Origin of the sequence: Streptomyces lanatus, from assembly GCF_014655715.1 — a bacterium.
In the GTDB taxonomy this organism is placed as follows: Bacteria; Actinomycetota; Actinomycetes; order Streptomycetales; family Streptomycetaceae; genus Streptomyces; species Streptomyces lanatus.
The window spans coordinates 95,367-118,198 of sequence record NZ_BNBM01000002.1; the positions used below are offsets into that span (position 1 = coordinate 95,367).

At 68.8% G+C, this 22,832-nt stretch carries 18 protein-coding genes; 10 read left to right on the plus strand and 8 right to left on the minus strand.

What is annotated here, in order from left to right; translation table 11 throughout:
- Window positions 1-30: 30 nt before the first annotated feature.
- Window positions 31-480: a MarR family winged helix-turn-helix transcriptional regulator gene (locus IE325_RS05705; RefSeq protein WP_190068608.1), complete on the plus strand. Its 450-nt coding sequence runs from the start codon at window positions 31-33 to the stop codon at window positions 478-480.
- A 210-nt stretch (window positions 481-690) separates the two neighbouring features.
- A complete protein-coding gene (locus IE325_RS05710) occupies window positions 691-1,971 on the plus strand; it encodes a diacylglycerol/lipid kinase family protein (protein WP_229911672.1) in 1,281 nt (426 codons plus the stop codon).
- 55 nt (window positions 1,972-2,026) lie between these two features.
- Here the strand turns inward: IE325_RS05710 and IE325_RS05715 are convergent, their stop codons facing one another.
- The 6 genes from IE325_RS05715 to IE325_RS05740 all read right to left on the minus strand — a co-directional run bounded on the left by IE325_RS05715 (window position 2,027) and on the right by IE325_RS05740 (window position 9,202).
- Window positions 2,027-3,004, minus strand: a complete 978-nt coding sequence (locus tag IE325_RS05715; protein ID WP_190068610.1) for an SCO2400 family protein — start codon at window positions 3,002-3,004, stop codon at window positions 2,027-2,029.
- Between the two features lie 222 nt (window positions 3,005-3,226).
- The gene (yjfF, locus tag IE325_RS05720; RefSeq protein WP_190068611.1) at window positions 3,227-4,267 is read right to left on the minus strand and encodes a galactofuranose ABC transporter, permease protein YjfF; all 1,041 of its coding nucleotides are present in this window, start codon (window positions 4,265-4,267) and stop codon (window positions 3,227-3,229) included.
- Window positions 4,264-5,364, minus strand: a complete 1,101-nt coding sequence (locus IE325_RS05725; protein WP_229911673.1) for an ABC transporter permease — start codon at window positions 5,362-5,364, stop codon at window positions 4,264-4,266. The genes yjfF and IE325_RS05725 overlap by 4 nt, the downstream gene beginning before the upstream one ends.
- Window positions 5,361-6,899 (minus strand): sugar ABC transporter ATP-binding protein, encoded by a 1,539-nt coding sequence (locus IE325_RS05730; RefSeq protein ID WP_190068612.1) that lies wholly within the window; start codon window positions 6,897-6,899, stop codon window positions 5,361-5,363. The genes IE325_RS05725 and IE325_RS05730 overlap by 4 nt, the downstream gene beginning before the upstream one ends.
- Window positions 6,900-6,998: 99 nt before the next feature.
- The gene (locus IE325_RS05735) at window positions 6,999-8,000 is read right to left on the minus strand and encodes an ABC transporter substrate-binding protein (protein WP_190068613.1); all 1,002 of its coding nucleotides are present in this window, start codon (window positions 7,998-8,000) and stop codon (window positions 6,999-7,001) included.
- Window positions 8,001-8,155: 155 nt separating this feature from the next.
- Complete coding sequence (locus tag IE325_RS05740; RefSeq protein ID WP_190068614.1) at window positions 8,156-9,202, minus strand: LacI family DNA-binding transcriptional regulator; 1,047 nt, start codon at window positions 9,200-9,202, stop codon at window positions 8,156-8,158.
- Between the two features lie 541 nt (window positions 9,203-9,743).
- Here IE325_RS05740 and IE325_RS05745 point away from each other — a divergent pair.
- The 8 genes from IE325_RS05745 (at window position 9,744) to IE325_RS05780 (ending at window position 20,318) form a co-directional block, all read left to right on the plus strand.
- The gene (locus tag IE325_RS05745; RefSeq protein ID WP_190068615.1) at window positions 9,744-10,907 is read left to right on the plus strand and encodes a mandelate racemase/muconate lactonizing enzyme family protein; all 1,164 of its coding nucleotides are present in this window, start codon (window positions 9,744-9,746) and stop codon (window positions 10,905-10,907) included.
- 205 nt (window positions 10,908-11,112) lie between these two features.
- Complete coding sequence (locus IE325_RS05750; protein WP_190068616.1) at window positions 11,113-12,117, plus strand: zinc-dependent alcohol dehydrogenase; 1,005 nt, start codon at window positions 11,113-11,115, stop codon at window positions 12,115-12,117.
- Between the two features lie 121 nt (window positions 12,118-12,238).
- On the plus strand, window positions 12,239-13,207 hold the full coding sequence (locus IE325_RS05755; RefSeq protein WP_190068617.1) for a glycosyltransferase family protein: 969 nt from the start codon (window positions 12,239-12,241) through the stop codon (window positions 13,205-13,207).
- Window positions 13,208-13,344: 137 nt separating this feature from the next.
- Window positions 13,345-14,457 (plus strand): multiple monosaccharide ABC transporter substrate-binding protein, encoded by a 1,113-nt coding sequence (chvE, locus tag IE325_RS05760; RefSeq protein WP_350894211.1) that lies wholly within the window; start codon window positions 13,345-13,347, stop codon window positions 14,455-14,457.
- A 32-nt stretch (window positions 14,458-14,489) separates the two neighbouring features.
- Window positions 14,490-16,040: a multiple monosaccharide ABC transporter ATP-binding protein gene (gene mmsA, locus IE325_RS05765; RefSeq protein ID WP_190068619.1), complete on the plus strand. Its 1,551-nt coding sequence runs from the start codon at window positions 14,490-14,492 to the stop codon at window positions 16,038-16,040.
- Window positions 16,037-17,281: a multiple monosaccharide ABC transporter permease gene (gene mmsB / locus IE325_RS05770; RefSeq protein WP_190068620.1), complete on the plus strand. Its 1,245-nt coding sequence runs from the start codon at window positions 16,037-16,039 to the stop codon at window positions 17,279-17,281. The genes mmsA and mmsB overlap by 4 nt, the downstream gene beginning before the upstream one ends.
- 111 nt (window positions 17,282-17,392) lie before the next feature.
- Complete coding sequence (locus IE325_RS05775; RefSeq protein WP_190068621.1) at window positions 17,393-18,541, plus strand: aldose epimerase family protein; 1,149 nt, start codon at window positions 17,393-17,395, stop codon at window positions 18,539-18,541.
- A 172-nt stretch (window positions 18,542-18,713) separates the two neighbouring features.
- Window positions 18,714-20,318, plus strand: a complete 1,605-nt coding sequence (locus tag IE325_RS05780) for a pyridoxal phosphate-dependent aminotransferase (protein ID WP_190068622.1) — start codon at window positions 18,714-18,716, stop codon at window positions 20,316-20,318.
- Window positions 20,319-20,336: 18 nt separating this feature from the next.
- Here the strand turns inward: IE325_RS05780 and IE325_RS05785 are convergent, their stop codons facing one another.
- Window positions 20,337-21,767, minus strand: coding sequence for a family 43 glycosylhydrolase (locus IE325_RS05785; RefSeq protein WP_190068623.1), 1,431 nt, complete (start codon window positions 21,765-21,767; stop codon window positions 20,337-20,339).
- Window positions 21,749-22,717, minus strand: a complete 969-nt coding sequence (locus tag IE325_RS05790; protein WP_190068624.1) for an arabinan endo-1,5-alpha-L-arabinosidase — start codon at window positions 22,715-22,717, stop codon at window positions 21,749-21,751. Before IE325_RS05790 ends, IE325_RS05785 begins: the two co-directional genes overlap by 19 nt.
- Window positions 22,718-22,832: the final 115 nt, after the last annotated feature.

The following is a 22,832-nucleotide window of genomic DNA, read 5'->3' on the forward strand; positions in this document are numbered from 1 at the left end:
GATGTCAAGTAACGGGGTTACCCTGAGACCATGGCCACTCCACACCAGACCCGCCGCCCCGATGAGCTGACCCTCGAGGTCGTCGACCTGATCGGCGCGGTCGTGGCCCGCTACCACGAGGAGTACGAGGAGGCCGCCGCCGAGCATGCCCTGACCGGGGCGCAGGCGCGGCTGCTGAGCCTGCTGTCGCTGGAGCCGCTGCCGATGCGGAAGCTGGCACAGCGGTTGCGGTGCGAGCCGTCGAATGTGACCGGGATCGTCGATCGGCTGGAGGCTCGGGGGCTGGTGGAGCGACGGCCGGATCCTGCGGATCGGCGGGTGAAGCTGGCCGCTGTCACCGAGGAGGGGCGGGGGGTGGCTCGGGGGTTGCGGGAGTCTTTGCGGTTCGCTCGGGAGCCGCTTGCCGGGTTGTCGGAGGAGGAGCGGGTTTCCCTGCGGGGGTTGTTGCGGCGGATGTTGGGTGACGTTGTGCCGCGGTAGGTCGTCTGCCGTGTGCCGGTTCGTTGTGGCTGGCCGCGCCCGCGCGGCGGAGCCGCATATCGATACAGCCCCGCGCCCCTGGGAGCAGGGCCGCCTGTCGATCAGCCCCGCGCCGTATCACCCCGCACAGGTGATGCGACGCCCCGGCGTCGGCGATGAGATGCCCTTGTGGGCGGTGGGCGGAGCCTTGATCGAGCGGCCGGGGCGTGGGTGGCGCGGCTGGCGCTGCTCGTCGCCGCCGGGGCCGTCGCGCTGTTGTTGACGGTGGCCGGAGTCGAGAGCATCACGCTGCTCGTCGTCGGACTTGTCGGGGTCGGTGTCACCGTCGCCGCGTTGTGGTGGACCCTTTCCCGGCGTGGGCTCCTGCGTGCGCTCGCCGCCGTCCTCGCCCTGCTGGCGCCGATGGCGGTGCTGATGGCGTACTCGGCGGTGGGCATGCTGTGGGCCGTGCTGTCGGTTCTCGCGCTGTGGGCCGTGGCGGCGCTGATCGGGCAGGCCGCGCTCGCGGCGCACGTACGGCGGCCGGCGCCACGGCAGCGGTCGGCGCCGCCGGCCAGGGCGCCGTTCTTCATCATGAATCCGCGCTCGGGCGGCGGGAAGGTCGGCAGGTTCGACCTCGTGGCCAAGGCGCGGGCCCGGGGTGCCGAGGTCGCCGTACTGGATCCGGAGCATCCGCAGGACGTCGAGGGGCTCGCGCGCCGGGCCGTGGCCGAGGGGGCCGACCTGCTGGGGGTCGCGGGCGGGGACGGGACGCAGGCGCTGGTGGCGGGGGTGGCGGCCGGGCACGGGCTGCCGTTCGTCGTGGTCTCCGCCGGTACCCGCAATCACTTCGCCATGGATCTCGGGCTGGACCGGGACGACCCGTCGACCTGCCTCGACGCCCTCACCGACGGCGTCGAACTCCTCGTCGACCTCGGGCTGATCGGTGACCGGGTGTTCGTGAACACGGCGTCCTTCGGCGCGTACGCGACGGTTGTGCAGAGCCCCGCCTACCGGGACGACAAGGTGCGCACCATCATGCGGGAGCTGCCGGACCTGCTGACCCATCATGCCGGTCCACGGCTGACCGTGCGGGCCGGGGAGGTGGCCATCGACGACCCTCAAGGGGTGCTGATCAGCAACAACCCGTACCGGATGGGCGACGCGGCCGGTCTGGGACGGCGTCCACGGCTGGACACCGGTGCCCTCGGCGTCCTCGGGGTCAGCGTCGACAGCGCCGCGCAGGCGGCCGGGCTGCTGCGGGGCCAGCAGGCACGGGGCCTGACCTCGCTGGCCTCCCACGAGGTCGTCGTCGACGCCGACGCGCCCGACATCCCGGTCGGCGTCGACGGCGAGGCCATCCGCCTGCCCACACCGGTCGTCTGCCATGTCATGCCGGGGGCACTGCGCGTCCGCGTACCGCGCGACCGCCCGGGAGTCCCCGCCGCGAGACCGCCGGTCGACTGGCGGGCCCTGGGCAGGCTGGCGTTCGCACGGCGGGGCGCGGGGTGAGGTTCACTGCCGCGAACGGCGACCGCCCAGGTGCACCCTCGCGAACCGCGGCCTCTCAGGTGCACCACCACAGGAACCGATTGCACGTCTCCGACGGCGAAGGATCCGGCGTCGGGTCCGAGGTGGTCGGTTCCGTCGTGGGGGTCGGGTCCTCGGCGGAGGTGGGGGCGGGGGCCGGGTTCGAGGTGGAGGTGCCGGAGCCGCCGCCCGTCGTTCCGGACTGGGGGTCCTTGGACGGGCTCTCGTCCTTGTCCTCGTCCTTCTTCTCGTCCTTGCCCTTGGCGGACTTGGAGGCCGAGGGGGACGCTGAGGGATCCTTCGACGACTCGTCGGGGTCGGTCCGGGTGGCGCCGTCCGTGGCGTCCGGCGACGGTGAGACCTCCGCCTCCGCCGCGCCCTCGGCCGACTCGTCCCCGGCCGCGGCCGGCGTGGGGTTCTTGCCCGGGGCGTCCAGGCCGAGTTCGGCGAGGCTCAGGCCACCGGCGGCCAGGACGAAGCCGGCCGCTATCAGCAGGGTCCGGCGACGGCGGCGCCGATGCGCGGCGGCCTTGCGATCGCGGCGGCTGGCGCCGCCCGACTCGCCCTCCTCGTCCGGGTCGTCGTCGTACTCGTCCTCGTACTCGTACTCGTACTCGGCCTGATCGTCGCGCTCGTCGTGACCGCGCCTGCGGCCACGCCGCTGCGCCGCCCGCCGCGCGGCCCGTCCACCAACCGGCGCGACCGACGCGACCTCGGCCACCTCACCGGTGTCCGTGCCCGCGGCCTCTCCGGAGTGACCGGCGTCGACATAGCGGTCGCTGTACTCGCCACCGCCGTACTGCCCCGCGCCGCCCCCGTACTGCCCGTCGTACGCGACGTACGAGCCCTGGCCGCCCACAGCCCCCGCAGGCGCCTGTACGGCCCGCTCGGCCAGCTGCGGGTACGCCTCGTCCGGCGCGCCCGCGTGCACGCGCAGCTCTTCGATCGCGGCACCGCACCCCGGGCAGGCGAGGGCGCCGTTGAGGTGCCTGCGGCACGGGTGGCAGTAGTCCATGACGCGGGAAGACTAGGGAACCGACCCATACCTTTCCTAGCGGCTGCTGTGAAGGTTGTGTGCGGAACTGGCCTTTCCGGTTTGGTCGGTGGGGGTCAAGTCCGACCATTCGGCGCGATCCTCCGCGCCGGGTCCGTATGACAGCCCGTACGACAACATCACGCGGCCCGCCGCACGTACGCCGCGCGACGGGCCGCGTCGGCCCAAGTGCCCAGGTCCGGCCTATGTTTGCTTGCGCGCCGTCATCGCCCGCTGGATCAGGATGAACGCGCACAGCAGCACACCCGTGGCGATCTTCGTCCACCAGGAGCTGAGCGTGCCCTCGAACTGGATGATGCTCTTGATCAGGCCCAGCACGAGGACGCCGAACAGGGTGCCCAGGACGTAACCGGAGCCGCCCGTCAGCAGCGTGCCGCCGATGACGACCGCGGCGATCGCGTCGAGTTCCATGCCGACGGCGTGCAGCGGGTCACCGGCCTGGATGTACAGCATGAACAGCAGGCCGGCCAGCGCCGAGCAGAAGCCGCTCACCGTGTACACGGCGATCTTGGTGCCGCCCAGCGGAAGCCCCATCAGCAGCGCGGATTGCTCGTTGCCGCCGATGGCGTACACCCGGCGGCCGAAGCGCGTGTAGTGGAGGATGTAGAAGGCGGCGGCGACGACGACCAGGGCGACGAGGGCGCCGATCGACAGCTCCCCCAGTCCGAGCGACACCCGGGTCTGGGCCATGCTGCTCACCGTGGAGTCGCTGATGGAGATGGACTCCTTGCTGATGACCAGGCACAGGCCCCGGAAGAGGAAGAGGCCGGCGAGGGTCACGATGAACGGCTGGATCTCGAAGTTGTGGATCACATAGCCCATGAGGAAGCCGCCGAACGCGCCCACGCCCAGGGCGAGCGGGATGACCAGCAGCAGCGGCAGGCCCTGCCGCTCCACCAGCCACGCCGTGAACATGGTGGTGAAGCCGATCAGCGAGCCGACGGACAGGTCGATGCCGCCGGACATGATGACGAAGGTGGCGCCGACGGCGGCGACCAGCAGATAGCCGTTGTCGATGAACAGGTTGAGGAAGACCTGCGGTTCGCCGAAACCGTAGTTCTGGTAGCGGCTGAGACCGCCGATGTACATCGCGAGGAACAGGCCGGCCGTGACCAGGACGGGCAGCCGCCGGTCGCCGAGCAGACGCGCGGCCGCGGACGCCTGTGCCGGCTTGGACGCCGTACGGCCTCTCGCTGCCGCAGGGGTCTTGGTGGTCGCGCTCATCGCGACACCTCCATCTTCGGGGCGGCGTCGGCCGGGGTGGTGGGCTCCGCCGGGGCGGTGGTCCGGGCGCGTCCCTTCGCGCCGAGGACCTTGGCCCGGAACTTCGGGGACTGCAGCAGGCAGACGACGATGACGACGGCGGCCTTGAAGACCAGGTTGGTCTGGGTGGGTACGCCGATGGTGTAGATCGTGGTGGTCAGGGTCTGGATGACGAGGGCGCCGATCACGGTGCCGCCGATGGAGAACCGGCCGCCGAGCAGCGAGGTGCCGCCGATGACGACCGCGAGGATCGCGTCCAGTTCGATCCACAGGCCGGCGTTGTTGCCGTCCGCGGCCGAGGTGTTGGAGCTGATCATCAGGCCGGCGATGCCCGCGCACAGAGCGCAGAACATGTACACCATGATCTTGATGCGCCGGGAGCGGATGCCGACCAGGCGGCTGGCCTCGGCGTTGCCGCCGACCGACTCGACGAGCAGGCCGAGCGCCGTACGGCGGGTCAGGGCCACGGTGACGGCCACGACGGCGGCGACGATGAAGATGGAGAAGGGCAGGGTCAGCCAGTAGCCGCCGCCGATGAGCTTGTACGGCTCGCTGTTGATGGTGATGATCTGGCCGTCGGTGATCAGCTGGGCGACACCGCGTCCGGCGACCATGATGATGAGGGTCGCGATAATGGGCTGGATGCCCATCCGGGCGACCAGGAAGCCGTTCCACAGGCCGCAGACCACGGCCGCCACCAGGCCGATGCCCATGGCGAGGAAGACCCCCGCCAGCGCGTTCTGGTCGGCCTGGTCGCTGATGTACGAACAGGTCAGGGCGCCGGTGATGGCGACCACGGCGCCGACGGAGAGGTCGATGCCGCCGGTGGCGATGACCAGGGTCATGCCGACCGCCACCAGGATCAGCGGCGAGCCGAACAGCACGATCGAGACGAGGTTGCCGTAGAGGTGGCCGTCGGTCATCCGGATCGCGAAGAAGTCGGGTGTGAAGGGAACGTTGACGAGCAGCAGGGCGATCAGGACCGCGACCGGCCAGAACAGGTGGTGGTGCGTCAGTGCTCGCCAGCGGGAGGGGGTGGTCACTGCCGGGGTACTCACTGGTGCTCTCCGCTCGCGATGGTCTCCAGGATCTTGCTGGTGGTGATCTCCGGCCCGTTGGTCAGCTGTGCCACGAGCTTGCGGTCGCGCAGCACTCCGATGGTGTGGCTGAGCCGGAGCACCTCCTCCAGTTCGGCCGCGATGTACAGCACGGACATGCCGTCCTCGGAGAGGGAGACCACGAGCTTCTGGATCTCGGCCTTGGCGCCGACGTCGATGCCGCGCGTGGGCTCGTCAAGGATCAGCAGTTTCGGCTGGGTGATCAGCCAGCGGGCGAGCAGCACCTTCTGCTGGTTGCCGCCGCTCAGCTGGCCGACGCGGGCCTCGGGGTTGGCGGGGCGGATGTCGAGGGCCTTGATGTACTTGGCGACGAGTTCGTCGCGCTGGGAGGCCGGGATGGGCCGGGTCCAGCCGCGGGACGCCTGGAGGGCGAGGATGATGTTCTCGCGCACCGTGAGGTCGGGGACGAGGCCCTCGGTCTTGCGGTTCTCCGAGCAGAACGCGACACCGGCGCCGATGGCGTCGTTGGGGGCGCTCATCGAGACCTGCTTGCCGGCGACGGTCACCTTGCCGCTGTCGGGCTGGTCGGCGCCGAACAGCAGCCGGGCCAGTTCGGTGCGGCCGGAGCCGAGCAGTCCGGCGAGGCCGAGCACCTCGCCCTTCTTGATCTCCAGGTCGAAGGGGGCGATACCGCCGGTGCGGCCGAGGCCCTCGGCCTTGACGAGCGTCTCGCCGACGTCGGAGCGCAGCTGGTGCTCGTGCAGCTCCTCCAGCTGGTCCAGGGCCTTGCCGATCATCAGCTCGATCAGCCCGACCTGGTCGAGGTCGGCCACCATGTGCTCGCCGACCAGGGTGCCGTTGCGCAGCACGGTCATGCGGTCGCAGATCTCGTAGATCTGGTCGAGGAAGTGCGACACGAAGAGGATCGCGACGCCCTCGTCCCGCAGCCGCCGCATCAGGCGGAACAGTTCGAGGACCTCGTCGCGGTCGAGGCTGGAGGTGGGCTCGTCCAGGACGAGCACCTTGGTGCCGGAGCCCTCGCCGTCGCTGTCGCCGTGGCCCACCGACCGTACGATCGCGACCAGTTGCTGCACGGCCAGCGGGTACGAGGACAGCGGTGCCGTCACGTCGATGTCGAGGCCGAGGCGGTCGACCATCTCCGCGGCCTGCTTGCGGATCTGCTTCCACTGGATGCGGCCCGCGCGGGTGGGTTCACGGCCGATGAAGATGTTCTCCGCCACCGAGAGGTTGGGGCAGAGGTTGACCTCCTGGTAGACCGTGCTGACGCCGGCGTGCTGCGCCTCCAGCGGGCTGCCGATCCGTACGGCCTTGCCATCGAGGGTGATCGTGCCGCCGTCCAGGGAATGGACCCCGGTCAGCACCTTGATGAGGGTGGACTTCCCGGCCCCGTTCTCGCCCATGAGGGCGTGGATCTCGCCGGGGAAGAGCCGGAAGTCGACGCCCGACAGAGCCCGTACCCCCGGAAATTCTTTGACTATGCCCGTCATCTCCAGGACGGGCCGCGGCTCTGCCATGGCAGCGCTCCTCTTGAAATGCGTTCAGGCCCGCAGGGAGCCTTCCGGGCCGGATGGTCGCCGGTCGGCCGGAGGCTCCCTGCCGGTGGGTGCGGTCGGTCAGTACTTACGGGTGGGGAGCGCGTCCTTGGCCTGGTCCTGCATGAAGTCGCTCTCCTCGGTCTTGATCCAGCGCTCGACCTTGCCGCCCTCGTGGACCGTCTTCACGACCTCCATCAGCTGGGGGCCGAGCAGCGGGTTGCACTCGACGATCGCGTTGATCTTGCCTTCGGACATGGCGACGAAGCCGTCCTTCACACCGTCGACCGTGACGATGAGGATGTCCTTGCCGGGCTTCTTGCCGGCCGCCTCGATGGCCTGGATGGCGCCGAGACCCATGTCGTCGTTGTGCGCGAACAGCACGTCGATGTCCGGGTTGGACTGCAGGAAGGCCTGCATGACCTGCTTGCCGCCGGCGCGGGTGAAGTCACCGGTCTGGCTGGCGACGATCTCCCAGTCGTCCTTGTGCTCGGCGTCCATGACCTCCTTGAAGCCCTTGGCGCGCTCGATCGCGGGGGCGGCACCGGTGGTGCCCTCCAGCTGGGCGATCTTCACCTTGCCCTTGTGGCCGGCCTGCTCCAGAACCTTCTCCAGGATCTTGGCGGCGCGGCGGCCCTCGTCGGTGAAGTCGGAGCCGACCAGGGTGACGAACAGGGACTCGTCGCTGTCGACGGACCGGTCGGTCAGGACGACCGGGATCTTCGCGGCCTGGGCCTCCTTGAGCACGGCGTCCCAGCCGGTGACGACGACCGGCGAGAAGGCGATGACGTCCACCTTCTGCGCGATGAAGCTGCGGATCGCGGAGATCTGGTTCTCCGGCTTCTGCTGCGCGTCGGAGAACTGCAGCTTGAAGCCCGCCTCCTTGGCGGACGCCTTCACCGAGTCGGTGTTGGCGGTGCGCCAGCCGCTCTCGGAGCCGACCTGGGCGAAGCCGAGGGTGATCGCCTTGCTGCCGCCACCGGAGGAATCGGAGGAGGAGCCGTCCTCCTTGGCGCAGGCCGCCAGACCGGCCGTGGCCGCCACGCCGACCGCCGCAGTGAGGAAGTTCCGTCTGTTGAGCATGTTCTTCTCCTTTGAAGAGCCGGCCCGGGGATGGACCGCTGGCACTCGTTTGGTACTCGTGGGGACCGGCCGCACTGCGTCCAGCCTGTCGATCATTGTTCGAAATATCGGTCACGCTCGTCACGAAGGACGAAAGGCGACCGGGTGGTGCGGCGTCAGCCGGGAGCGGCTCCCGGTAGAGGCAGATACGGGAACGTGCTTGCGCGGACGACGAGTTGGGGTTCGATCGAGACCTGGGACGTCCCGGAGGGGGTACGGCCCTCGATCAGGTCCAGCAGCAGGGCGATGCTTCGCTTGCCCACCGTCGCGAAGTCCTGCCGGACGGTGGTGAGCGGCGGGGCGAAGAACTCCGACTCCGGGATGTCGTCGAAGCCGGCCACCGCGACGTCCTGGGGAGTACGTACGCCCGCCTCGCGCAGCGCCCGCAACACCCCCAGTGCCATCTGGTCGTTGGCCACGAAGACGGCGGTCAGGCCGCGTCCCACCCAGCCCGCCAGTTCCTGGCCGGCCCGGTAGCCCGACAGCGGGCTCCAGTCCCCCCGCAGCAGCATCGGTGGTTCCACGTCCGCCGCTTCGAGGGTCGCCCGCCAGCCGTCGACCCGGTCCACCGCCTCCTGCCAGTCCTCGGGCCCGGCGAGATGCCAGACCCTGCGGTGGCCGGCGGCGAGCAGATGGCCGGTGGCCAGCCGTGCGCCCAGATTCTGATCCACGTTGACGCTGGGGACCTCGGCGCCCGAGCCGGTGCCCACGGCCACCACCGGGAACGGGTGGCGGAGTTCGGCGAGGGCCTCGACCGCCGACCGCTGCGGGGCGATGGCGATGACCCCCTCCACTCCGCCCTCGCTGAGGCGGTCCAGGGCCTCGGACAGCGTCTCCATCGTCAGCCTGCGCAGACTGACCGTCGAGACCAGATAGCCCTCGGCACGCGCCGCCTCCTCCAGCGCGAACAACGTACTGGCCGGGCCGTAGAGCGTGGTGTTGGAGGCGACCACACCCAGGGTCCGGGTGCGCCGGGTGGCCAGGGCCCGTGCGGAGAAGTTACGGCGGTAGCCCATCTCCTCGATCGCGCGCAGCACCCTGGCCCGTGTCTCGTCCCGCACATTGGGGTGGTCCCCCAGCACTCGGGACACGGTCTGGTGGGACACGCCGGCCTGGCGTGCCACGTCCGCCATGGTGGGCGGCCGGAGCTGCGAGTGGGTCACGGCCGCACCTCCTTGGCGGTCGTCTGCCGATAAAACCTGCGCCGAAGGCCGACGGTTCGGCGCCGGCGGCGTCATGCCGGTGTTCCGGAAGGACCAACGGCACTGGACGGAAAGGCGAGTTGGAGCACTGCTGACACGACGCTCATACCTCCTTGGATGCCGCCGGGGCCGACTCGTGGCCGACTGGTGAATGCGGACGTCATTGTGAGCGCTAACAATTCACGGCGGTCAAGAGGGCTGCGTCAGTGAAGTCGTCACGGTTGAATAACGCGACGAGCGGCGGGGGTTGGGGGACCCAGGGCGTTCTGCCTGGTCAGGAGCGCCCCGAGGGCCACCGGGGGAGGCACGCGCACACCCTCGAAGACCCCGGCGACCCTCGTGGCGCACCCCGTCGCATCCTCCCCGTCGGCCACCTGGGCCGCCGCATTGAAACCGTTGTTTGTAGACCCATTGACACTCGCACCGGGCCGTCCTTACTGTCGCGACAGCATTTCGAACGAGTGCCGAGATTTCGAACAAGCCGAAGAGGACAGGGAGTACCGTGCGCATCACGGGAATCAGCACACACGTGGTCGGAACGCCGTGGCGAAACCTGACCTACGTCCAGGTGCACACCGACGAGGGACTCACCGGCGTCGGCGAGACCCGCATGCTGGGCCACACCGACGCGCTGCTCGGCTATCTGCACGAGGCGAAGACCAACCACATTCTCGGCTCCGATCCGTTCGCTGTCGAGGATCTCGTCAAGCGGATGAAGTACGGCGACTACGGGCGGGCCGGCGAGATCGTGATGTCCGGCATCGCCGTGATCGAGATGGCCTGCTGGGACATCAAGGGCAAGGCGCTCGGCGTGCCGGTCTGGCAGCTGCTCGGCGGCAAGGTCACCGACAAGGTCAAGGCGTACGCCAACGGCTGGTACACCACCGAGCGGACGCCCGAGGCGTACCACAAGGCGGCCCAGAAGGTCATGGAGCGCGGCTACCGGGCGCTCAAGATCGACCCGTTCGGGACCGGCCACTTCGAGCTGGACCACGAGCAGAGCCTCTACGCGGTCTCCCTGATCGAGGCCGTGCGCGACGCCATCGGCCCGGACGCCGAGCTGATGCTGGAGATGCACGGCCGGTTCTCCCCCGCCACCGCCGTCCGCCTGGCCAAGGAGCTGGCGCCCTTCAAGCCCGCGTGGCTGGAGGAGCCGGTGCCGCCGGAGAACCTGAAGGCGCTGGAGAAGGTCGCCGCCAAGGTCGACATGCCGGTCGCCACGGGTGAGCGCATCCACGACCGCATCGAGTTCCGGGAGCTCTTCGAGAGCCAGGCCGTGGACATCATCCAGCCGGACGTCGGCCACATCGGCGGTATCTGGGAGACCCGTAAGCTGGCCGCCACCGCCGAGACGCACTACATGCTGGTCGCGCCGCACAACGTGGGCGGGCCCGTGCTGACCTCCGCCTCCCTCCAGGTCGGCTTCACGGCCCCCAACTTCAAGATCCTTGAGCACTTCAACGACTTCGCGGACGCGGAGATCAAGAAGGTCATCAAGGGCGCGCCCCAGGTGAACCCCGAGGACGGCTGCTTCCACCTCTCCCACGAGCCCGGTCTCGGTGTGGAGCTGGACGTCGACGCCGCCGCGGAGTTCCCGCAGCAGCAGGCCCGGTTCGACCTGTGGGCCGACGGCTGGGAGCAGCGCAAGCCCAAGGGCACCGAGTGAGCGCCCACACCCACCCCGGCACCGGGGCCCGGGTCGGAAGTGGCGCCTGCCAGGCGACGCCTGGCAGGCTCCCCCAGAGGGGGCACCCCCATCACGCTCCCCCACGCTCGAACCCGAGCTCGCGCGGGGGGACCCCCATCGCCGTCGCCCGGCCCGCCCTCCGGGCGAACGACGCCACTTCCGACCCAGGCCCCGGGAGGACCCAGTGAGCACCGCCGTCGTGATCGAGGCTCCGGGCGAGCACCGGCTCGTCCCGCACGAGCCCCGGCAGCCGGAAGCGGGCGAGGCCCTGGTCCGAGTGCACGCCTCGGGGATCTGCGGCTCTGACCGCGAGGTCTTCCAGGGCAACCGGCCGGAGGGGTACGTCCGCTATCCGCTCACGCCGGGCCACGAGTGGTCCGGGACGGTGGCGGCGGTCGGTGACGGCGTCCCTTCGAGTCTGGTGGGCCGCAAGGTCGTGGGCGAGGGCTTCCGGAACTGCCAGGTCTGCGACCGCTGCCACGCGGGCGAGACCACGCTGTGCACGGCGGGCTATGAGGAGACCGGTTTCACCCAGCCGGGCGCCATGGCCCCCACACTCACGCTTCCGGCCCGGCTGCTGCACGTGCTGCCGGACGACGCGGACCTCACGGCGGCGGCGCTGCTGGAGCCGGCCGCGTGCATCGCGGCCGCCGCGCTCAAGGCGAACGCGGTGCCGGGCGAGCGGGTGGCCGTGGTGGGCACGGGCACGCTCGGGATGTTCGCCGTTCAGTTCCTGAAGGCGGGCTCGCCGGCCGAGCTGCTCGTCGTGGGGACGCGTCGGGACCGGGCCGAGCTGTCGAAGCGGTTCGGGGCCACGGACTTCCGCACCAAGGACGAGCCACTGCCTGACGACTTCGACGTCGTCATCGAGACCGCCGGGTCCGCGGACGCGGCGCGCACCGCCGCCGCCCTGCTGCGCCGCGGTGGACGGCTGGTCCTGACGGGCATCCCGGCGCCGGGCGCGGACGGGCTGGACCCGACCGATCTCGTCGTACGGCAGCTGGAGGTGCACACCGTGTTCGGCGCGGCGCCGGACGCCTGGGCGCACACCGTGCGGGTCTTCGGCGCCGGACTCCTCGACCCGCTGCCGCTGGTCACGCACGAGCTGCCGCTGGAGGAGTTCCCGCAGGCCATCGAGCTGGTCGGGTCCGGCGATCCGAAGGTCGGAAAGGTCCTGCTGCGGCCATGACACACCCCTGAGCCGTACGCCGGTACGGGGTACCTGACGACTTCGTACCGGCGTACACCCAAAGCCCCGCACGACCAGAGTCGCGACCCTCGTCCGAAATATCGAACACGAAGGACCACTTGTGACCGACACCACCGCTCCGACACCGCGCCGACCCGGCGAGCAGGCGCTCGCCGCACTCGGCCTGGGGGCGCCCGCCCTCGACCCCTCCGACGCCTCTCCGCACACCTTCCCCGGCGGGGGCCGTTGGCGCACCGAGGTTCCCTCCGTGGAGGGCCCCGAGGCGCTCGCCGTGGTCCTCAAGGAGTCCTCGCGGCTCGATGTGCCGATCCACCGGATCAGCCAGGGCAGCGGCATCTGGATGCTCAGCGACGCCGAGATCACCGAGATGGTGGAGGCGACCGCCGAGCGCGACATCGAGCTCTGCCTGTTCACCGGCCCGCGCGGCACCTGGGACATCGGCGGCTCCACCCGTACCGACTCCAAGGGCGGCGGGCTGCGCGCCCGGGGCCACGACGCGGTCGCCGGGTGCGTCGAGGACGCCGTACGCGCCACCGAGCTGGGCGTGAAGTGCCTCCTCGTCGCCGACGAGGGTGTGCTGTGGACGCTTCACCGGGCGCGGGTCGCGGGGATCCTGCCGGCCGACACGACGCTCAAGGTGTCGGCGCTGATCGGTCCGGTCAACCCGACGGCGTACGCCGTGTACGAGAACCTCGGCGGCGACTCGATCAACGTGCCCAGCGACCTGACGCTGGATCACCTCACCGAGATCCGCCGGGTCTCGGCCGCCCCCATGGACATGTACATCGAGGCCCCCGACGATCTGGGCGGTTACATCCGGATGTACGAGGTCGCCGAGCTGATCCGGCGCGGCGCCCCGCTGTACCTGAAGTTCGGGCTCTCCAAGGCCCCCGGCATCTATCCCTACGGCCACCACATGCGGGACCTGACGCTGGCCACCGCCAAGGAACGCGTACGGCGCGGCCGGCTGGCGCTGGACCTGCTCGCACGGCACGGAGCTGACGGCGACATGGCGCCTCTCGGTTCACGGCTGCCCGGGACGCTGACGCGATTCGAAACTCCCGCATAACGTTCCGGACAAACCCCCTTCACAGAAGAAGACGCAGTCGAACACAATCCCACACACCATCGGTGGAGCGTTCAGCTCTCGAAAGCGTCTCCCCTTCGCCAGACCGAGCCCTGCTCACAACATCAAGGATGATGACCATGCGTACTCGCAGAGCCGCACTCGCCGCCATAGCCTCCGCCGCCTCCCTCGCCCTGACCCTGTCCGCCTGCGGCCAGAGCGGCGAGGGCGGGTCCAAGGACGAGGGCGGCGACACCAAGGGAGCCACCATCGGCATCGCGATGCCGACCAAGTCCTCCGAGCGCTGGATCGCCGACGGCAACAACGTCAAGAAGGACCTGGAGTCCAAGGGCTACAAGACCAGGCTGGTCTACGGCGAGGACGACCCGGACCAGCAGGTCTCGCAGATCGAGAACCTGATCACGCAGGGCGTCAAGGCGCTGATCGTCGCGGCCATCGACAACAAGTCGATGAACAACGTGCTCCAGCAGGCCAAGGACGCCGACATCCCGGTGATCTCCTACGACCGCCTGATCCTCGGCACCGAGAACGTCGACTACTACGCGTCGTTCGACAACGAGAAGGTCGGCGAGCTCCAGGCCAACTACATCGTCGAGAAGCTCGGTCTGAAGGACGGCTCCAAGAAGGGCCCGTTCAACATCGAGCTGTTCGCCGGCTCCAACGACGACAACAACACCCGCTACTTCTTCGGCGGGGCGATGAAGGTCCTGCAGCCCTACATCGACAAGAAGCAGCTCGTCGTCCGCTCCGGCCAGACCAAGCTGACCCAGGTCACCACCCTGCGCTGGGACGGCGGCACCGCCCAGAAGCGCATGGACGACATCCTGACCTCGGCCTACAAGAGCGAGCGCGTCGACGCGGTCCTCTCGCCGTACGACGGCATCTCCATCGGCATCCTCTCGGCGCTGAAGTCGGACGACTACGGCTCCAAGGCCAAGCCGCTGCCGGTCGTCACCGGTCAGGACGCCGAGGTCGCCTCGGTGAAGTCGATCATCGCCGCCCAGCAGTCGATGACCGTCTACAAGGACACCCGTGAGCTCGCCAAGGTCGCCTCGGGCATGGTCGACGCCCTGCTCAACGACAAGAAGCCGGAGGTCAACGACACCAAGACGTACGACAACGGCGCGAAGGTCGTCCCCGCCTTCCTGCTGGAGCCGGTCGCGGTCGACAAGACCAACTACCAGAAGGAAGTCGTGGACTCCGGCTACATCAAGGCGAGCGACCTCAAGTAAGCGCCGGATCCTACTGATTGGAAGGCACGACCATGGCGGGACCCGTCCTGGAAATGCGCTCGATCGTCAAGACCTTTCCCGGCGTCAAGGCGCTGTCGGACGTCACACTGACCGTCCAGCAGGGCGAGGTCCACGCCATCTGCGGGGAGAACGGGGCCGGTAAGTCGACCCTGATGAAGGTCCTCTCCGGCGTCCACCCGCACGGCACCTACGAGGGGGACATCCTCTTCGAGGGCGAAGTCTGCGAGTTCAAGGACATCCGGGCGAGCGAGCAGCGCGGCATCGTCATCATCCACCAGGAGCTGGCGCTGTCGCCGTTCCTCTCCCTCGCGGAGAACATCTTCCTCGGCAACGAGCACGCCAAGGGCGGGTTCATCGACTGGCGGGAGACGCTGCGGCACGCCACCGAACTGCTGCGCCGGGTCGGTCTGACCGACCACCCGGACACCCGCGTCGCCGACATCGGCGTGGGCAAGCAGCAGCTGGTGGAGATCGCGAAGGCGCTGTCGAAGAAGGTGAAGCTGCTCATCCTGGATGAGCCGACCGCAGCCCTGAACGACGAGGACAGCGGCAAACTCCTGGATCTGATCCGGGAGTTGAAGAAGCAGGGCATCACCTCGATCATCATCTCCCACAAGCTCAACGAGATCCGCAAGGTCGCCGACTCGGTGACCATCCTCCGCGACGGCAAGACCATCGAGACCCTCGATGTGAAGGCCCCGGAGACCACCGAGGACCGGATCATCAGCGGCATGGTCGGCCGGGACCTGGAGCACCGCTTCCCCGACCGCACCCCGCACGAGCCGGAGGAGGGCGCCGCCCCGGCGCTCGAGATCCGCAACTGGACCGTGCACCACCCGATCGACCAGCAGCGCAAGGTCGTCGACGACGTGTCGATCCAGGTGCGGCGCGGCGAGATCGTCGGCATCGCCGGGCTGATGGGCGCCGGCCGCACCGAGCTCGCGATGAGCATCTTCGGGCGGACGTACGGCCGTTACCACGGCGGCACCGTCCTCAAGGACGGCACGGAGATCCGCACCAAGACCGTCCCCGAGGCGGTCAGGAACGGCATCGCGTACGTCACCGAGGACCGCAAGCACTACGGCCTGAACCTCATCGACACCATCAACCGCAACATCTCGCTCAGCGCGCTGGGCAAGGTCGCCAAGCGGGGCGTGGTGGACGAGCACGAGGAGCGGCAGGTCGCCGAGGGCTTCCGCAAATCCATGAACATCAAGGCGCCGACCGTCTTCGAGCCGGTGGGCAAGCTGTCCGGCGGCAACCAGCAGAAGGTCGTCCTCAGTAAGTGGATCTTCGCGGGTCCGGATGTACTGATCCTGGACGAGCCCACGCGTGGCATCGACGTCGGTGCCAAGTACGAGATCTACACGGTCATCGACCAGCTGGCCGCCCAGGGCAAGGCGGTCGTCTTCATCTCCTCCGAGCTGCCGGAGCTGCTCGGGATGTGTGACCGCATCTACACGATGGCCGCGGGGCGGCTGACCGGTGAGTTCTCGCGGGCCGAGGCCTCGCAGGAATCGCTGATGCGCCAGATGACGAAGGACAAAGAGGTAACCCGATGAGCACGGATGTGACCGCCAAGACCCCGGCCCCCGCGCCGCCGGGGAAGAGCGGAGGGGCCGCGGGCGACGGCCTGCTCCAGCTGGTGCTGGACGGCATGCGCCGCAACATGCGGCAGTACGGCATGCTGATCGCCCTCGGCCTGATCGTGGCGCTGTTCGCCGTGTGGACCGACGGTGACCTGCTGCTGCCGCGCAACGTCTCCAACCTGGTGCTGCAGAACAGCTACATCCTGATCCTCGCGATCGGCATGATGCTGGTGATCATCGCGGGCCATATCGACCTGTCGGTCGGCTCGCTGACAGCGTTCATCGGCTCGATGGCCGCCGTCTTCATGGTCAAGAACGATCTGCCATGGCCGGTCGCCGTCATCCTCTGCCTCGCCATGGGCGCCGTCGCGGGCGCGGCACAAGGGTTCTTCATCGCCTACGGCGGCATACCATCCTTCATCGTGACCCTCGCGGGCATGCTGATCTTCCGCGGTCTGACCGAGATCTTCCTTGAGGGCCAGACGCTCGGCCCGTTCCCGGAGGGTCTGCAGAAGGTCGCCAACGGCTTCATGCCGGAGGTCGGCCCGAACACCAACTACCACAACCTGACACTTCTGCTCGGCTTCGGAATGATCGCGTTCGTGGTCTTCCAGGAGTTCCGCGACCGCCGCCGTCAGCAGGAGTTCCACCTCGATGTCCCGCCCTTCAACCTGTTCCTGCTGAAGCTGGTCGCGCTCGGCGCCGCCATCCTCACGCTGACGATGCTGCTGGCCAGCTACAAGGGCGCCCCGATCGTGCTGCTCATCCTGGGCGTGCTGCTCGTCGGCTTCGGCTATGTGATGCGCAACGCGATCATCGGCCGTCACATCTACGCGATCGGCGGCAACCTCCCGGCCGCCAAGCTGTCGGGTGTGAAGGACAAGAAGGTCACGTTCCTGATCTTCATGAACATGGGCATGCTCGCGGCCCTGGCGGGTCTGGTCTTCGCCGCCCGCTTCAACGCGGCCTCTCCCAAGGCCGGCCTCAACTTCGAGCTGGAGGCCATCGCCGCCTCGTTCATCGGCGGCGCGTCGATGAGCGGCGGCGTCGGCACGGTCCTCGGCGCGATCATCGGTGGCCTGGTCCTGGGCGTGCTGAACAACGGTATGAACCTCGTCGGCATCGGCACCGACTGGCAGCAGGTCATCAAGGGCCTGGTGCTGCTGGCGGCGGTCGGGTTCGACGTGTGGAACAAGCGCAAGGTCGGTTCGTAAGACCGAGCAGGGCCCTGCCAGAACGGCGGGGCCCGGTTCTTTCCCAGCAGTTCCCAGCAGTTCTCGGACTACTCAGAGTTTCAGCAGCTTCCCAAAGGAGTGGAGCCGCACATGGATATGAGGAGACGAACGGTCATAGCAGGGGCTGCGGCGGCGGGGATCACCGCCGCGACCGTCGGCAGCGCAAGCGCACACGCCACGGGAGGCAGGACGCCGGTGAAGTCGCTCTTCGGCAAGCTCGCCGACGGCACGGAGGTCTACAGCTGGTCGCTGGCCAACGGCGGCACGCGGATGAAGGTCCTCTCCTACGGCGGCGTGCAGTCCCTGGAGGTCCCGGACCGCCGCGGCCGGTACGCCAACATCTCGCTGGGCTTCGACAACATCGAGGACTACGTCGCCAAGAGCCCGTACTTCGGCGCGCTGATCGGCCGCTACGGCAACCGCATCGGCAAGGGCAAGTTCACGCTCGACGGCAAGGCCTACCAGGTCAACGTCAACGACGGCGAGAACAGCCTGCACGGCGGCGCCAAGGGCTTCGACAAGCGGGTCTGGGACGTCGAGCCGTTCACCAAGGGCACGGACGTCGGCCTGCGCCTGTACTACACCTCCGTCGACGGCGAGATGGGCTACCCGGGCACGCTCAAGGTCAAGGTGACGTACACCCTCACCAGGCACGGCGACTGGCGCATCGACTACGAGGCCACCACCGACAAGGCCACCGTCGTCAACCTCACCAGCCACGTGTACTGGAACCTCGCCGGCGAGGGAAGCGGCACGATCGAGAACCACCAGCTGAAGATCGACGCCTCCCGCTACACCCCCGTCGACTCGGGCCTCATCCCCACCGGTGAGCTGGCCCGCGTCGCGGGCACCCCCTTCGACTTCCGCCGTACGAAGGCGATCGGCGAGGACCTGCGCGAGCCGCACCAGCAGCTCCTCTACGGCAAGGGCATCGACCACAACTGGGTCCTCGACAAGGGCATCTCGCCCCGCCCCGAGTGGATCGCGACCCTGAAGGACCCGTCGTCCGGCCGCACCCTGCGCATGGCGACCACCGAGCCCGGCCTGCAGTTCTACTCCGGCAACTTCCTCGACGGCACCCTCGTCGGTTCGGGCGGCAACGTCTACCGGCAGGGCGACGCCCTGTGCCTGGAGACGCAGCACTTCCCGGACTCCCCGAACAAGCCGTCGTTCCCGTCGACGGTACTGCGCCCGGGGCAGACGTACCGTTCGACGACGGTGCACTCGTTCACCTGCTGAGCGAGTTCGTCCGTTCTTCACAGGTGGCACACAAGTTCTCACCGATTTCTCAGCGGGTGAACAGCGCCACCCCAGCCTCCGTATGTATGGGCGGCCCGTGCTCCCCCGCGCGGGCCACCCAAAGACGACGGGCCCGGTCGTCCCCGCCGGGCCCGCCCCATACGGAGGTTCCATGGCCGACAACGTCACCTCGCTGTTCCGCAGTACGGCGGCACACAGCCCGTCGATGGCGGCGCTGACGCGTGAGGGCGGCGACGGAGCCGGTCCGGTCGACTTCTGTATCCCCTGCAACCCGTACTTCCCCACCCCCGAGATGTTCCAGGACATGGGGGCACGGTTGCGGGACATCATCACCTACTACCCGAGCAGCGCCGACACGATCACGGCCGAACTGTGCAGCCTGCTCCAGCTTCCGCCGCAGTGCGTGGCGATGGGCAACGGATCCACCGAACTGATCACCTGGATCGATCACTTGATGGTCCGTGAGTCCCTCGCCATCCCCGTCCCCACGTTCGGCCGCTGGACCGACCAGCCGATGGAGACCGGCAAGCGGGTCGACATGTTCCCGCTCCAGGAGTCCAGCGGCTTCGCCCTGGACCTGGCCCAGTACGCCGAGTTCATACGGGCCCGGGGGACACGGGTCGCGGTCATCTGCAACCCCAACAACCCCGACGGCGGCTTCCTCCACAAGCACGCGCTGGTCCAGTTCATGGACGCCATGGCCGACCTGGACCTGGTGATCATCGACGAGTCGTTCCTCGAATTCGCCGACGCCGAACAGGAACCCTCGGTGGTCCAGGAGGCGATGCTCCGCCCGAACGTCATCGTCCTGCGCTCCCTCGGCAAGAACTTCGGCCTGCACGGCATCCGCTTCGGCTACCTCGTCGCCAACCCGGCCCTGGCCGGCATGGTCCGCTCGATGCTGCCGAAGTGGAACCTCAACGCCTTCGCCGAGCATGTGGTGTTCATGCTCAAGAACCACGGCGCGGAGTACGCGCAGAGCCTGCACCAGGTGCGCCGGGACCGCCTCGACATGGCCAGCCACCTCGCCCAGCTGCCCGGCCTGACGGTCTACCCGTCGCAGGGCAACTTCCTCTTCGTGCGCCTCCCCGTGGGCGCCGAGGGCACCGTGGTCCGCGACCGGCTGCTCACCGAGCACCGGATCCTGGTCCGCGAGTGCGGCAACAAGATCGGTTCGTCCAGCCGCTTCCTGCGACTCGTGGTGCGCCCCCAGGTGGACGTGCGTCGCCTGGTGTCCGGCCTGGAACAGGTGCTCTACGGGACCAGGAGGGGAGCCGCCGTACCCGAGCTGGGTACAGGGACCAACTACAGCTCGGGTACGGCGGCCGTGGACCGTCTGGTCAGCTCCACGAACGGCGCGGGTGTGGCGGGGCTCGCCGCGCAGGCCATGGCGGCGCCTCAGCCGCAGGCGGTGCCACAGGCGGTGCCACAAGCGGTGCCGCAGGGGGGTGGCATGCCGATGCCGGCGCCGATGCCGGTGGCACCGATGCCGACTCCTGTCCCGGCCCCGGCCCCCATGCCGGCTCCCGCTCCCGTCGCGCCCGCGCCGATGCCGTTCCCGTCGCCCGTGGCGCCGGCCGCGGCGGTGGTGCCGCCGCCGGCTGCCGGGCCCACGCCGCCGGGGGTGCCGGCCCGTGGGGGGCTTACGGCGGCGCAGGTACGGGGGACGACGGGGCCGGGGTTGACTCCGGCGCCGGCGACCGGGTGGCCGAACGCGCAGAGTTGGCCGAATGCGGCGGGGATGCAGGCGGGGTAGCCCTTCAGGTCGGCTTGGTCACGCCGGGTTGAGGCGCCACTGTTGGCAGTTGTTGCCCAGCCAGCTCCACTGCCGTACGTCCGCCCCGTCCGCGGTCCCGCAGTTCGCCACATCCGCCACCTTGCCCGTGGCCTGATTGACGATCCGGACGAAGCCGCCGTCCGTCGCCACGAACCGGAAGCGCTGGCAGGTGTTGTCGAGCCAGGACCACTGGCGCAGGTCGGCGCCGTCGGCGCTGGAGCAGTTCTCGGTGTCGAGGACCTTGCCGGTGGCGACGTTGACGAGCCGGTGGGTGTCGTCGCCGAGGTCTTCCAGGCGCCACTTCTGGTTGTTGCCGCCGCTGCACGACCACTGCTGCACATTGGCGCCGTCGGCGGTCGAACTCCCGGCCACATCAAGGCACTTGCCGCTGTTGCGGTTGGTGATCGTGTAGTTGCTGGAGGAGGAGGAGGGCTCGCCGGAGGGGCCGGTGAGGGCAGCGCCGAGCCGGACCGGGGTGCCGAAGTTCGGCGTGCCGTCGGAGTTCCAGGTGAACTTCTGCGCCCGGGCCGTACGGCCGTTGTCGCAGCCGTCGCTCGCGCTGTCGTTGGCGTGGTAGACGATCCAGTTCTCGGTGCCGTCGGGCGAGGTGAAGAAGCCGTTGTGGCCGGGCCCGTAGACCCCGTTGGCATCACTGCGCTGGAAGACGGGGGTGGACTTCTTGGTCCAGGAGGCGGCGGACAACGGATCCGATCCCGTCAGAGTCAGCTGGCCGAGCTTGTAGTCGGGTGTCCAGCAGCCGCTGCCGGAGTAGATGAGGAAGGTCCTGCCGCCGCGCTGGAGGATCTCCGGGCCCTCGTTGACGGTGCCGTTGCGCTCCCAGTCGTAGGTCGGGGTGGAGATGGTGGAGAAGCCGGTGGCGAGGGTGTAGGGATTCGACATCCTGGCCGCGACGAGGTTCTGCGTACCGCCACTGGCGCTGCCGAAGAGATACAGCTGCCCGTTGATGGTGGCGACGTTCGGGTCCAGCATCCAGGCGGAGTTGAGCTGGTTCTTGTAGGTGTACGGGCCCATGGGATCGGACCCGGCACTCTCCAGCACATGCGTGCGCTGGGTCGGGTTGTAGTCGGAGACGTTCTGCCCGGCGACGTAGTACAGATACCAGCGGCCGTTGAGGAAATGCAGCTCCGGCGCCCAGATGTTGCAGCACCGGTTGGCGGCGTCGCCCTTCCAGACCTGCACGCTGGGTGCGGAGGCGAGCCCGGCGAGGGTCGGGGCCTTCCGCATGGTGATGACATCGGTCCAACTGGTCGTCACCAGGTAGTAGTTGCCGTCGTGGTACGAGATCCAGGGATCGGCGCCTTTCTGCACCTTGACCGGATTGGTGAAGGACGCCGCACTCGCGGACGGCTGTCCGATCGACAGGGCCAGCAGCAGCGCCGCCAGCAGGGTCAGTAGGCGACGGGCCATCCGCTGCTCCAGTTCAGAAGGTTGATGCCCAGCTTGGGCGTGCCGTTGTCGTTGCCGTCGTAGTAGTGGTAGACGATCAGGTCCCCGTCGGCGTCGTTCATGATCGACTGCCCGCCGGGCCCGATGACGCTGCCGTGCGACTCCAGAACCGGCGTCCCGCCGTTGCTCATCATGGAGACGCCGTTCTTGTCGCGGTACGGTCCGGTGATGCTCGTGGCCCGCCCGACCTTCACCTTGTAGGTGCTGCTGGTGCCGGCGCAGCAGGTGTCGTAGGAGGCGAAGAGGTAGTAGTAGCCGCCCCGTTTGACGATGTAGGGCGCCTCGACGGCCTTGGTTCCGGTGGGGCGGGAGGCGAGCGAGTACCGGGTGGTGTTGGAGGACAGCTGCTTCCCGGTGGACGGATTGATCTGGATCATCTTGATCCCGGTCCACCAACTGCCGAAGGACAGCCACCACTTGCCGTCGTCGTCGACGAAGAGGTTCGGGTCGATGGCGTTGTAGTCGCTGGAGGAACTGGACGTGTAGACGGTGCCGTAGTCGGTCCAGCTGCCCGGCTGGCCGGTGGTGGAGCCGGCGAGACCGATGGCGGACGTGTTCGAGCCGAACTTCGAGACGGAGTAGTACATCAAGTACTTACCGCCACGGAACGAAATGTCCGGCGCCCAGGCCTCCGGCACGGAGGAGTACGTCGACCACCAGCCCGGCCGACCGGAGAACGCGTCGGCGCCGTTCCGGAAGGCGGTGCGATCGGCGGAGACCTTGTTGGCGATGCCGCCGCCGGTGGCGTACAGCAGGTACTGGCCGGAGGAGGTACGGATCATCGTCGGGTCGTGGGTGACGATGTCGCCGGTGACGCGGCCGGGGTTGGGGTAGGCCGAGGCGGAGGTGGGGGTGAGGGCGAGGAGTGTGGCGAGGGGGAGAGCGAGGAGGGTGGTGCGCTTGCGGCTCATGCGGTCCTCCTTGCGGTGGGGGGAGTAACGGAGGCGGGTTTTCAGGCTGCTCGACGTCGTCCGACATGCCGAACAACGCTCGCAAGTTCGAACGGACCGTAGAATCGAACCCCTT